Origin of the sequence: Francisella sp. Scap27 (assembly GCF_013394105.1) — a bacterium.
Lineage (GTDB): Bacteria > Pseudomonadota > Gammaproteobacteria > Francisellales > Francisellaceae > Francisella > Francisella adeliensis.
This window is the reverse complement of the sequence record NZ_CP041326.1, coordinates 55,053-68,376: the sequence shown is the minus strand read 5'-3', so window position 1 is coordinate 68,376 and position 13,324 is coordinate 55,053. Positions and strand designations below refer to the sequence as shown.

The following is a 13,324-nucleotide window of genomic DNA, read 5'->3' as shown; positions in this document are numbered from 1 at the left end:
TATAAACTTTTACTAGCATAGCCAGCAATTATAATAGTAAAGCTCTAACTCAGCTAAATGATACTGTCAAGAATTTCATCTAAAGACTCAACCATACCTTCGATTACTTCATTTTCAAAAGGGAAATCATCAGATGTAAGTTGTGACTTAACAAATCCTTCTAACAATAAATGCTGAGCATCGACTAAAGTTAAACCTCGAGATTGTAGATAAAATAATGCATCTTTATCTAATTCACCGATAGTTGCTCCGTGAGTACATACTACATCATCAGAATATATTTCAAGTTCTGGCTTTGTATTTATCTCAGCTTTCTTACTAAGCTGAATATTTTTATTACTTTGATAAGCTTGTATTTGCTCAATACCTTCATTTACAACAGCTTTAGCATTAAACCATGCTTTTGAACTACCATTAGCAACACCTTTAAAATTTACATTGCTATATGTATTTGAAGCATTATGATTAACTAAGAAACAAGTATTTGCAGTAGCGGTATTATTTAAAAGGTAAAGTCCACGCACATCAAATCTAGAGTGCTCTTTATTTAGGTTTACAGTAAAATCACTTCTTAAAAGGTTATCCTTATTAAGTAGATTAAAACCATTAAACTCAGCAGATTTATCTAAATTTACAAGATAATTCGCAGTAGTGATTAAGCCAGAGTTATTATCGTTATCAGCACAGTTTGTGAAATTAACTTTAGCAGATTCTGCGACATCAACATCCAAGAAAAGATTTATAGCTGAATCCTCTGCTAGATTTACAAAATCAACATCTAAATCTAAACTTGCAAACATTCCTACATTTAATTTTAAAGCAATATTTGTAAGTTTATTTTTAGCATTTTCAGTATTGATGAATATAAGACTTAACTGATCCTTAGTATCTTTAGCTATATTTATCGCAAGATTTTTTGATTTTTCGATAGCAAGTTTTGACATAGCTCTACTATCTTCGTTAAACTCAAGCTCACTTATATGAGTTAATTTTTTATTATAATCAATAGCTAAAACACCATCTAAAATAATAACTACATTTTCCTCAGTATCAAACTTAAAGCCTTCAAGATAATCTTTAGCCTGCTTAGACTCTGTTAAAATTTCAGTTATTCCATTTTTAGAGTATATAGTACTTAAATTAGTATACTTCCAACTTTCTTGTTTAATGCTAGGTAACACATTTTTATCTATTTGCATGATTAAAACCTTTTAGCCGTTGACCCAAGAATAACCTTTTTCTTCTAGCTCTAAAGCTAGCTCTTTACCACCAGTTTTGACAATCTTACCATCAGCTAAGACATGTACAAAATCAGGTTTAATGTAATCTAAAAGTCTTTGGTAATGTGTGATTACTAAGAAACTTCTTTCCTCTGAACGCATACTGTTTGCGCCGTGTGAAACTATTTGCAAAGCATCAATATCAAGACCTGAATCAGTTTCATCTAGAATAGCTAATTTAGGCTCAAGCATCATTAGCTGAAGCATTTCATTACGCTTCTTCTCACCACCTGAAAAACCTTCGTTCACACCACGAGACATATATTTTTGATCAATCTCAAGAGTTTGCATATTTTTTCTTAGCGTTTTCATAAATGAAATAGCGTCTATCTCTTCTTCGCCCTTTTGCTTTTTGATACTATTAACAGCAGTTTTTAAAAACTGCACATTACTAACACCCGGTATTTCTATAGGATATTGTAAACTTAAAAATATACCCGCAGCAGCTCTTTCAGATATACTTAAATCGTCAATATGCTTACCATTAAACAAAATTTCACCTTTAACAACTTCATAACCGGCTTTTCCTGCAAGTACATTACTAAGTGTACTTTTACCAGCTCCATTTGGTCCCATTATTGCGTGAATTTCACCTTTATTCATTTTAAGATTTAAACCTTTAAGGATTGCTTTATCACCAACATTCACATGTAAATCTTTTATTTCTAATAACATTTTTTATACCTTTAAATTTATATACCTAGTTCCTAGCTTTACTCAACAAGATTCCCATTCATATGGGAATGACCAATAAATAAATGATCATCCTCGTGCTTGATACGAAGATCCCCAGCGTATTTCTTAACCTACTGCACCTTCTAAGCTTACTTCCATAAGTTTTTGAGCTTCAACTGCAAATTCTAACGGTAACTTTTTAAATACCTCTTTACAGAAACCATTCACAATCATTGCAATCGCATCTTCTTCTGAGATGCCTCTTTGCTTACAGTAAAATAATTGGTCATCTGATATTTTAGATGTAGTAGCTTCATGCTCAATTTGAGAGCTATTGCTTTTATTTTCAATATATGGGTAAGTATGAGCTCCACATTTATGCCCTATCAATAATGAATCACATTGAGAGAAATTACGAGCATTATCAGCATTTGGAGAAATTCTAACTAAACCTCTATAAGCCTGTTGAGCCTTACCTGCAGATATACCTTTTGAAATGATTGTACTTTTAGTGTTTTTACCAAGATGAATCATTTTAGTACCAGTATCTGCTTTTTGTGCATGGCGGGTTAATGCTACAGAGTAAAATTCTCCAACAGAATTATCACCACGCAAAACTACAGATGGATATTTCCAAGTAATTGCAGAACCAGTCTCAACTTGTGTCCATGAAATTTTAGAATTATTGCCTTTGCAGACTCCTCGCTTAGTTACGAAATTATATATACCGCCCTTGCCATCCTTATCACCAGGATACCAGTTTTGCACTGTTGAATACTTAATTTCAGCACCTTTTAAAGCTACCAATTCAACAACTGCTGCATGAAGTTGATTTTCATCACGCATTGGAGCCGTACAACCTTCTAAATAACTTACATAACTATCTTCGTCAGCGACTATAAGAGTTCTTTCAAACTGTCCTGTGTTTAAAGCATTTATTCTAAAATAAGTAGAAAGCTCCATCGGACAAGTTACGCCTTTTGGTATATACACAAAAGATCCATCTGAAAATACAGCTGAATTTAATGCTGCAAAAAAGTTATCGCCTTGAGGCACTACAGAACCCAAATATTTCTGCACTAAATCTGGATATTTTTGAATAGCTTCTGAAATCGGACAAAATATAACGCCAGCTTCAGCAAGTTTTTCTTTAAAAGTTGTAACAACTGAAACCGAGTCAAATACAGCATCTACAGCTATGTTTTTCACACCAGCTAAAAATTCCTGCTCATGCAAAGGTATACCAAGCTTATTATATGTATCTAAAATTTCTGGATCAACTTCATCTAAACTCTTAGGATGATCTTTCATCGATTTTGGTGAAGAATAATAACTAATAGCTTGATAATCTACTTTTTGATAGTCTAAATGTGCCCATTCAGGTTCAGTCATTTCAAGCCATTTTTGATAACCCTTTAAACGCCATTCTAACATAAACTCTGGCTCATCTTTCTTGGCAGATATAAACTTAATTACATCTTCACTAAGACCCACATCTATCGTATCTGTTTCGATATCTGTAGAGAAACCATGTTCATAGTCTTGTTCTATAATTCTGTCTAAGTTTTCACTCATTAGTCACTCTCTATTATATTTAGTATCTTTATAAAAATTATATTTGATTATTATTTACAACATCATCGATAGATGTTTCAGACAATATTTCTAAGACCTTTTTATTCATAGCCTTCCAGTAATTATCAACTGTACAAACTTTTACTGCTGCACATTTCTTTTTTCTCAAATCACAACATTCTGTAACTCGTACATTTTCTTCAACAGCTTTGACTATATCTAACACTTTTATATTCTCAGCATTTTTAACTAGTATATAACCGCCATCAACTCCCCTTTTGGATGTTACTATATTGCGATTTGACAAAAGATTAAGTAGTTTACGAACTGTTGGTAAATTTAACCCAGTTACATCGGAAATCTTCATAGCACTATAAGGCGCTTCTTTATTTTTAGCTATAGTCACTACTACTAGCAATCCATAGTCTAATAATTTACTTATCTTGAGCATATTTTACTCAACTATACCAATTTAGTATCATTTGTAGAATATGATAATATCAAACACTTAGAATGTAAATTAAAATTTGATTATTCATACCACTTCGACTAGTATCACTAAATATAAATACTAAAAGTTTTCGATTATGCGAATAGCTATATTAGGTGCTGGCCAACTCGGCATATATCTTACTCAGCGACTAAGTTTAGAACATCAGGTTACCGTTATTGATTTGGATGAGGAAAAATTAGGGTTTATCTCTTCTGCTTTTGACGTACAAACAATTATTGGTGATGTTACAAAACCGAATATCATGAATGAAGCAAACTTCAAAGATACTGATATGATTATTGCTGTAACATCTAATGATACTACTAATATTGCTGTTTGTGATATGGCATATAAACTTTATAAAACACCTTACAAAGTCGCTAGAATTAGAGAAACTGAATATAATAGATTCCCTAAACTACTAAACAATATCGACTTAGTTATAAAATCTTTCTTTGAAACAACCAAACAGATAGAACAACTAATATTTCTAGCAGGAGCATACTTTATATCTAGCTTTTTTGATAAAAGAGTTCAAATTGTTGGAGTTGAAGTAGCAAATAGCTCCCCTCTTGTAGGGTTTGCAATAAAAGATATCTATCTAGGGCTTGGTGATATTAAGGTTGATATTATATCTGTCTATAGAGGCGATGATCGACTAGATATAGAAAATACAAAAGTTTTAGTTGAGCCCGGAGATAGGGTTATGTATCTTTCTGAAAAGGCTTACTCTTCTCAGATATTATCAATTTTCCAACCAACAAAATCAAATATCAGGAAGATATTTATTGCTGGAATTAACCATGCTAGTATCACACTTGCAAAATCTCTTGAAACAAAAGGCTATATCATAAAAATGATTGATCCAAGTGCAAAAAAATGTGATTTAGCTTTGCAAGAACTTTCAAAATCAACAATTCTTCATTATAACCCTGTAAATAATAATCTTCTAGTTGCCGAAGGCATTGATGAGGCTGATATGTTTTTTGCACTTACAAATGCCGATGAAATAAATATAATGTCATCTATATTAGCAAAAAAGCTAGGTGCAAAAAAAACTATCGCTACCGTCAATAGTTCTGAATACTACTCTATCACAAGAGATATGAACCTAATTGACATCTCATTATCTCCACATAGTTTATCTTATGCGACTATCAAAGCCTTTTTGACTCAAGTTGATATGATTACAATGTATGAAATTGAAGGTTCTGAAGAACACTTAGTAGAATTACGAGTCCACGGTGAAGAAAACATGTCGACGATAATTGGTAAAAAGCTCTCAGATGTTAAATTACCGGATGGCATAAAAATCCTTTCTATCATGAAAAACAATGTTCCTATATTTTTTGATGATAATATAACTGTTGAAGATGGTGATCGGTTAATAATCAAGACTGATGATAAAAATGCTCTCAACATTCTTGAAAAACTTTTTCAAGTAATGCCACTTTATATAGCTTAAAATAATTGCCTATTATACTTAGCTTAAGTATCATTGATTATTCAAACAAATAATATTTTTTTAGTAAAATGAATAATTCTTCAAAAAAAGATAAGATAGGTATAGTTCTTTTAGTTCTACTAATGACTGGAGCTATTGATAATATTCGAAACTTACCGTCTACAGCAACATCAGGAACATATATATTTTTCTTTTTTGCAGTTGCTATATTATTATTTTTAGCGCCTGTTGCTTTAGTATCTGCAGAGATGACAGCTACATATACCAATAAAGGTGAAGAAGGTGTATATGGCTGGGTTAAAAAAGCTTTTGGTCCTAATGTAGCAATGCTTGCTATATGGTTTCAATGGGTAAATACTTTAATCTGGTTTCCAAGTATCCTAACCTTTTTGGCTGGTACAGTTGCTTATATTTTTAATCCTGACCTTGGGCAAAATATAAAGTTCACTATTATCTTTATAACAGTAACTTTTTGGCTACTAACTATTCTTAATCTTAAAGGTTTAAAAGTATCAGCCGTATTTGCAAGTATTTGTACTTTTTTAGGCATGGTTATACCAATGATCTTAATGGTTATATTTGCAATAATATGGTTAAGTTGTGATCAATGCCATAACCATCTAAATTTCCAAGCAGATAATTTAATTCCTAATTTTCACTCAACAGAATCTTGGATGGGCCTAACAGCAATTATTGCATCATTCCTCGGTTTAGAACTTGCCACCGTTCATATTACAAATGTAAGAAACCCAAAGAAAACTTTCCCTTTAGCTTTATTTATTTCCGTAGTTTTTATAATATTCACAATGGTTTTAGGAGCATTAGCTGTAAGCCTTATATTTCCTCAATCAGAAATTGACGTTGTGCACGGAACAATTAAAACATTTAAGATATACCTTGAAGATTTAGGTATCCCTATGTTTTTCTACTATGCTTTAGGAATGATGATTATTGTCGGTTCGGTTGGTTCAATGATTAACTGGATGATTTCTCCTGCTAGAGGTTTACTACAAGCGGCAGATGACCATTTTTTACCAAAGATACTTGATAAAAAAAATAGCCATGATGTTCCGAGTGGCATCCTAATCCTTCAAGCTATTATTATGACTATTATTTGCTTACTTTTAGAGCTAGTCCCATCTGTGCAAGCATACTACTGGTTGCTTACTGCCCTAAGTACTCAAATCTACTCATTAATGTATTTAATGATGTTTATAGCCGCACTAAAGCTTAAATTTACTGATAAGAGAACTCAAGATTCTGATGCATTTAGAATACCAGGTGGTAAAATTGGAATGACTACAATTTCAATTGCAGGTATCTTAGGTACTTGTATCTGTGTGATAGTAGGCTTTATACCACCCGACAATATGTATGATAACCCGTTTGAATTTATTAAAATGCTAGCAATTTGCCTAATCTCTTCTATAATTCCTGTAGTCTTATTTATGATTTATCGTAACGAAAAAGTAAACCATTAAAATGCTCGAATCTGTTTTATTATTTATAAGTCTACTTATTGGATATTTTTTTTGTAAAATTAACGGTTCTTCAAAAAATCTAAAAATCATTAATTCAAGCCTAGAAGCCATAGTTGTATCTATTGTTATATTTATGGGTTATAACTTTAGTATTTTTACTCATACAAACGCTATTATACTAAAAGTCATAGGGGTAGCTTCAGCTTACTCTATCGTATTATTTGCTACGAATGTACTAGCGATATGGCTATTATGTAAACATATTGATATCAAAGCCAAATTTATAATTCAAAAAGATCCTAAGCATAAAAATAAAATTCTGACATTAATTATTCAGGCCTCTAAATACATAATGTTTCTAATTTTAGGTTACATAATAGGAGAAATAATAGATATCAATGCTACGCAACAAATTAACAGCATGGTTTATATTTTATTACTTGCCCTACTTTTTATTATTGGAGCACTTTTAAGGCTTGAGAACATAAATATCATCGACATTTTTAAAAACAAATATGCAATGATGATTGTAATCTTAATTGTGTTAGCATCTATTTTATCTGGGATAATAATGAGTTTTATTACCGGCATTCCCTCTAAACAAAGCATTATGATTAGCTCAGGTTTAGGATGGTACTCACTATCGATGGTACTTAATACTAGTTATTTAGGAGAGTATTATGGCATAGTGACTTTTCTAATAGATTTTATGCGAGAACTTGTAGTTCTTATTACAATTCCTTTGCTAAGAAAATATCTATCTGTTGAGCTTGTTGGTTATTCTGCAAATACTGCCATGGATTTCTGCTTACCAGTTATTAGAAATAATTATGGAAATAAAGTCGTACCTTTAGCAATATCTATAGGTTTGATATTTACGATTATCACTCCGATGCTGCTAATAGTTGAGAATTTAATTTTATAGAAAAAATATTTGATAGATTATTTACTACGGAATTTGATGCGACCTTTAGTCAAATCGTAAGGCGTGATTTCTACTACAACTTTATCACCTGTTAATATACGAATGTAGTTTTTTCTCATTTTACCAGAAATATGTGCTGTTACAGTATGCCCATTTTCAAGTTCAACTCTAAACATTGTGTTTGGTAGTGCTTCTAAAACAACACCTTCCATTTCGATACAGTCTTCTTTTGCCATTGTGGCTTATTCTCCGATTTTAATGATTAATTAAATATAGTTAAAACAGATATATTCTAAAGCATTTATCCAAAAACTCAAATTTTTTGAAAAATAACTTTATATAACTAAAAGTCCCGGCCTAATTGTTTGCTATAATTAGCTTTAATATTTATTACATTACTTACATTTTTCGTGGAAAATATCCTTTTTTTAGAAGTTTTTGTGTTTGTGGTATCCGTTATCGGTGGCACAATAGGCTCAATGATTGGTCTTGGTGGTGCTATAATAATCACACCAGCTTTAGTTACTTTCACAAACATTCCTATACATTATGCTATCGGTGCATCTTTAGTTGCTACTATTTGTACATCAACAGCAACATCAATAGTTTCATTAAAATCTCACGGTCTTACTAAAGAGAAGTTAGGGTTATTTTTAGCTATTGGTACAGCTATTGGTGCTATATTTGGTGCAAACTTAGCTTTGAGTATGTCTGCAAAACCGTTGTATATAGTTTTTGGCTCAGTTTTACTTGTCGTTTTAATTCTAAGCTTTAGAAAACGCTCAGATGAAGTTAGTACTAAAGTTCATCCGATGGCTGAAAAACTACAATTAAATGATAGTTACACTATAAAAAACAAGTCTTACAACTATAATATCGAACATCCTATTTGGGGCTTTATAAGCATGTTAGGTGCTGGGTTTATTGGTGGTCTATTAGGTATTGGAGCTGGCTTATTTAAAGTTATCGCTATGGATAAAATAATGAAAGTACCATTTAAAGTCAGTGCTTCAACGAGCAATTTTATAATGGGGATCACAGGTTTTGCAGCTGCAATTACATATTACACATCAAATAGCATAGACCCAACTATTACAGCCTCTGTTGCGCTTGGTGCACTTTTAGGAGCGACTATTGGTTCTAAAGTCATGCCTTTACTGAGTCCAAGCGTACTTAGAACGATGTTTTTTATTGTGGTTTTATTAGCAACTATACAGATGATATCTAAGGGCTTCTGATGACTAAAAACAAACTTTTCTCAATATTGCTAAAATTGAACTTAACAACAGCAGTTATATTGCTAATAATTGGTCTTATTTGCCACCTTATGTACAAACAAAGCATATTAGCCTCTCAAATACTTAATATTGGTGTTTTGTATATTATATTAATGCCAGTTATAAGAGTTTTTATGGAACTTGGTTATTTCACAAAAAAAAGAAATTACATATATATCTTAGTATGCATATCTTTAATTATAGTAATTGCAATAAGTATCGTTTGTTAAGATAGTATATCTTTCTCAAAAATGTTAATATCTTGATAATTAAAATTAATAGACTCTAAGAGCTAAAGACTTATAGAATTATGTTTACTAGTTTATCAGACAAATTAAAACTGTCATTTGACAAATTAAAAGGCCAAACTTCATTAACAGAAGAAAATGTCCAGTCAGCATTAAGAGACATCAGAGTTTCTCTCTTAGAGGCTGATGTTGCTTTACCAGTTGTAAAGAGCTTTATTGCTAACATCAAGGAAAAAGCATTAGGTGAAGAAGTTAAAAAGAGTTTAACTCCTGATCAAACTTTCGTTTCTTTCGTTAAAAAAGAGCTTGAAAAAGCATTAGGTGAAGAAGCTGTACCAATTAATCTAAAGGCTCAGCCACCAGCAGTTATATTGATGGCTGGCCTTCAAGGTGCTGGTAAAACAACTTCTACAGCTAAACTTGCAAAGTATCTTAAAGAACAGCATAAGAAAAAAGTAATGGTTGTTTCTGCTGATGTTTATCGCCCTGCTGCGATTGATCAGCTTGAAACTCTAGCTAAAAGTGTTGACGTTGAGTTTTACCCTTCAGATATCTCACAGAAACCTGACTATATAGTTACTCAAGCAATCCAAGCTGCTAAGACTAAATTAATGGATGTTGTGATTGTCGATACAGCTGGTCGTTTACACATAGATGAGTCTATGATGGATGAAATTAAACTTATCCATAAAATTGCTAAACCTGTTGAAACATTCTTTACAGTAGACAGCATGACAGGTCAAGATGCCGCGGTTACAGCAAAAGCATTTAATGATGCCTTAGCTCTAACAGGTATAATTTTGACCAAAACTGACGGTGATGCCAGAGGTGGTGCTGCCCTGTCTATTCGTGAAATCACAGGCAAACCAATTAAGTTCTTAGGTGTTGGTGAAAAAACTGATGCACTTGAACCATTCCACCCAGATAGAGTTGCCTCTAAGATTCTTGGTATGGGTGATGTTCTTAGTCTTATAGAAAGCATAGAACAAAAAACAGAAAAAGAGTCTGCTCAGAAGCTTACCAAAAAGTTAAAAAGTGGTAAGAATTTTGACTTAAATGACTTTAAAGCTCAAATTTCACAAATGAAAAATATGGGTGGTGTTGAGTCAATAATGTCTAAATTACCAAATATGCCAGCAAATATGCCAGGTAATATTGGTGACGATATGTTTAAGAAAATTGAAGCATTAATAGATTCAATGACTCCACTAGAAAGAAAAAAACCAGAGTTAATAAAACATAGCCGAAAGCAAAGAATTATAAAAGGTTCAGGTACTACTATTCAAGATTTGAATAAATTACTCCAACAACACACTCAAATGAAAAAAATGATGAAATCAGTTGTTGGCAAAAAAGGTGGTATGGCCAATATGATGAAAAGAATGGCTGGCATGCAAGGCATGGGAAATATGGCAAACCTACTAGGTAAAAGATAATTAGACTATAAAGGAATAAACATTAATGATTGGCGATAAAAATTTTGATAAAGTTTCAAATATAAATATAAAAAAGGAAAAAGTATTGATTCCTGCAGAAGTACTAATTCAAGAGACTCCTCTTTTAAAGGGTTCTTTTCAAACTGTTAAAAAATCTCGTACAGAGATAGCTGAAGTTATCCATGGTAAAGATGATAGAGTTGTAGTTGTAGTTGGACCGTGCTCTATTCATGACACTGATGCGGCAATTGAGTATGCTAAAAAACTTAAAGCTCAAGTTAAGAAGTTTGAAAAAGAGATCATTATCGTAATGAGAGTATATTTTGAAAAACCTCGTACTACTGTTGGATGGAAAGGTCTAATTAATGACCCTGATCTTGATGATTCTTTTAATATCAATAAAGGCCTAAGACTAGCTCGTAACCTATTATCAGATCTTACAGATATGGGCTTACCATGTGCAACTGAATTTTTAGATGTAATCACCCCTCAATATTTTGCTGAGCTAATTTCATGGGGAGCAATTGGTGCTAGAACTGTTGAAAGCCAAGTTCATAGAGAATTAGCTTCTGGTCTATCAGCATCTATCGGTTTCAAAAATGCTACTAATGGTGATGTTCAAGTTGCTGTAGATGCTATCAAGTCAGCAACATATTCACATCATTTTTTAAGTACAACTAAATCAGGTTCTACGGCTATATTTGAAACTAAAGGAAACCCTAACGGTCATGTGATACTTCGTGGCGGTGCTTCTGGACCTAACTTCAGTAAAGAGCATGTTGATGAATGTATAGCTAAACTTAAAAAATCAGGGATTGACTCAAAAGTTATGATTGACTGTAGCCATGGTAATAGTCAAAAAGATCATACTAAACAAAACTCTGTTTTAGAGAATATTTGTGAACAAATTAAAGTTAGTGATGATATCTTTGGTGTAATGATTGAAAGTAACCTAGTTGCTGGTAATCAAGATATAAATACTAAGCCTCTAACATATGGTCAAAGTGTTACAGATAAATGTGTTGATTTTGATGAAACTGTTAAAATGCTAGAAATGCTAGCAAATGCAGTAAAAACAAAACGTAATTCTCAAGAGAAAAAAATCACTAAAGAAGAATCTCAATTTTCTTTACTATAGATCTTTAATTAAAAAACCTTCTTTAAAAGCTATTCATATTCTTTAGTAATATATCTTACTCCATTTTTCTCTTTGGTAACATTATTACAAACAAATATAGGCAGTGAGCCCATAACTAAAAACTCATGAATTAAATCATTCATGTATTGATTTAAAGCCCCTTTGAACAACCAATCTCTTTTCTACCGTGAATAAGTAATATTTTTTTGTATAGAATTTCAGTTATTGTGTTAGTGCTAAATTCATTAATTGACTTCCTTGACATACAGCCCCTGTATTATGAATACTAATAACAGTGCCACTATAAGGTATTTTTAATTCTTTTCTAATCATAGTCGATGTTTGAATATATTGCCCGATTACTTCACCAGCTTCAAATGAATCACCGGCCTTTATAAACCATTCATATAAACCACCCTCTATAGCTTTGATGTGTTTATAGTTAGATATATCCGTATGTATAATTTTTTCATGCAAAAGATTAGTTTCAAATGGCGAGTCAATAATGTTTTTGTGGTGGAGATAGTTCAGTACCCCTTGTGTCTGCATTTTAGCATCTGCAAAATTGATATACTCTTCTGAGCCTAGCTCTAAAGTGTACCCTTCTTTTAGAACCTTTTCATCTCTACCTAGTTCTTTAAATGCATGAGATAAATGCCACCACGGACAAAATATAGCTTCATCTAAAGCACCTTCCGCTTTATCATTATCAATTACAAGAGTATGCTTGTAACCAAATTTTTCTGCCATTTTTTTAGCAAATTCTGCAGTATAAACATAGGTTGTTGCATCAGTATCTGTATGTAAATCCAAAACAAAATCAGCTTTTTGAGCTTCTTGTTGTGCTATTAAGTTTAATCTTCTAGCTCTTGATAGCTCCCACTTATTTGATAGCTCTTCAGATATTTTTTCCTGTAATAACTTCTCAAATGCTTTTTTATAGTCTGTTGTGCTTGAGTTTATATGCTTTTCTGCAAAGCTTTTATAGTTAATTTTAGGGTAATGATAGTATCTATTGAAATTATCACCTGTTGCAGAGTCAAACCTACCTTGATGCCCTGCTCCTATAAATACATCTTTACCAATAGGATTACATTGAGGTATAAGATAAACATCTCCTTTAGGCTGATACTTCTTAAAGTACTCTAAAAGCTCGATCATTACTGTATTACCCTGTAATTCAGAGGCATGCATACTTGCTTGCATATACACAGTAGGCGAATTTTTATCACTTCCTTTAATTGTAATTTTTTCGATACAGATATCATCACCAGTAGATGATTGACTAACTTTGATTTTTTCTTTTGAAATATAATTTTGCATAACTAGGC

13 protein-coding genes are annotated in these 13,324 nt (G+C 32.1%); 7 read left to right on the top strand and 6 right to left on the bottom strand.

What is annotated here, in order from left to right:
• Window positions 1–53 precede the first annotated feature (53 nt).
• The 4 genes from sufD to FLM55_RS00305 form a co-directional block, all read right to left on the bottom strand.
• A complete protein-coding gene (gene sufD, locus FLM55_RS00320; RefSeq protein WP_178947488.1) occupies window positions 54–1,199 on the bottom strand; it encodes a Fe-S cluster assembly protein SufD in 1,146 nt (381 codons plus the stop codon).
• Between the two features lie 12 nt (window positions 1,200–1,211).
• Window positions 1,212–1,955, bottom strand: a complete 744-nt coding sequence (gene sufC / locus FLM55_RS00315) for a Fe-S cluster assembly ATPase SufC (protein ID WP_178947487.1) — start codon at window positions 1,953–1,955, stop codon at window positions 1,212–1,214.
• 126 nt (window positions 1,956–2,081) lie between these two features.
• On the bottom strand, window positions 2,082–3,530 hold the full coding sequence (sufB, locus tag FLM55_RS00310; RefSeq protein ID WP_178947486.1) for a Fe-S cluster assembly protein SufB: 1,449 nt from the start codon (window positions 3,528–3,530) through the stop codon (window positions 2,082–2,084).
• Window positions 3,531–3,567: 37 nt separating this feature from the next.
• Window positions 3,568–3,981, bottom strand: a complete 414-nt coding sequence (locus FLM55_RS00305) for an SUF system Fe-S cluster assembly regulator (protein ID WP_178947485.1) — start codon at window positions 3,979–3,981, stop codon at window positions 3,568–3,570.
• A gap of 136 nt (window positions 3,982–4,117) precedes the next feature.
• Here FLM55_RS00305 and trkA point away from each other — a divergent pair, with 136 nt between their 5' ends.
• From trkA to FLM55_RS00290, 3 genes are all read left to right on the top strand, one after another.
• Window positions 4,118–5,488 carry a Trk system potassium transporter TrkA gene (gene trkA / locus FLM55_RS00300; RefSeq protein ID WP_112870127.1) on the top strand — a complete coding sequence of 457 codons (1,371 nt, stop codon included), beginning with the start codon at window positions 4,118–4,120 and terminating at the stop codon, window positions 5,486–5,488.
• Between the two features lie 68 nt (window positions 5,489–5,556).
• Window positions 5,557–6,969 (top strand): APC family permease, encoded by a 1,413-nt coding sequence (locus tag FLM55_RS00295; protein ID WP_178947484.1) that lies wholly within the window; start codon window positions 5,557–5,559, stop codon window positions 6,967–6,969.
• Window position 6,970: 1 nt separating this feature from the next.
• Entirely contained in the window at window positions 6,971–7,894 is a 924-nt protein-coding gene (locus FLM55_RS00290; RefSeq protein ID WP_178947483.1) for a lysine exporter LysO family protein, read from the top strand.
• 17 nt (window positions 7,895–7,911) lie between these two features.
• Here FLM55_RS00290 and infA read toward each other — a convergent pair whose 3' ends face one another.
• Window positions 7,912–8,130, bottom strand: coding sequence for a translation initiation factor IF-1 (infA, locus tag FLM55_RS00285; protein WP_112870129.1), 219 nt, complete (start codon window positions 8,128–8,130; stop codon window positions 7,912–7,914).
• A gap of 174 nt (window positions 8,131–8,304) precedes the next feature.
• Here infA and FLM55_RS00280 point away from each other — a divergent pair, with 174 nt between their 5' ends.
• The 4 genes from FLM55_RS00280 to FLM55_RS00265 all read left to right on the top strand — a co-directional run bounded on the left by FLM55_RS00280 (window position 8,305) and on the right by FLM55_RS00265 (window position 11,993).
• Window positions 8,305–9,132, top strand: coding sequence for a sulfite exporter TauE/SafE family protein (locus FLM55_RS00280; protein WP_178947482.1), 828 nt, complete (start codon window positions 8,305–8,307; stop codon window positions 9,130–9,132).
• Window positions 9,132–9,401, top strand: a complete 270-nt coding sequence (locus tag FLM55_RS09555; RefSeq protein ID WP_178947481.1) for a DUF1634 domain-containing protein — start codon at window positions 9,132–9,134, stop codon at window positions 9,399–9,401. Before FLM55_RS00280 ends, FLM55_RS09555 begins: the two co-directional genes overlap by 1 nt.
• An 80-nt stretch (window positions 9,402–9,481) precedes the next feature.
• Window positions 9,482–10,855, top strand: a complete 1,374-nt coding sequence (gene ffh / locus FLM55_RS00270; RefSeq protein WP_178947480.1) for a signal recognition particle protein — start codon at window positions 9,482–9,484, stop codon at window positions 10,853–10,855.
• Window positions 10,856–10,880: 25 nt separating this feature from the next.
• Window positions 10,881–11,993, top strand: a complete 1,113-nt coding sequence (locus FLM55_RS00265) for a 3-deoxy-7-phosphoheptulonate synthase (RefSeq protein ID WP_178947479.1) — start codon at window positions 10,881–10,883, stop codon at window positions 11,991–11,993.
• 222 nt (window positions 11,994–12,215) lie between these two features.
• Here FLM55_RS00265 and FLM55_RS00260 read toward each other — a convergent pair whose 3' ends face one another.
• Window positions 12,216–13,316 carry a succinylglutamate desuccinylase/aspartoacylase family protein gene (locus FLM55_RS00260; protein ID WP_178947478.1) on the bottom strand — a complete coding sequence of 367 codons (1,101 nt, stop codon included), beginning with the start codon at window positions 13,314–13,316 and terminating at the stop codon, window positions 12,216–12,218.
• Window positions 13,317–13,324 lie beyond the last annotated feature (8 nt).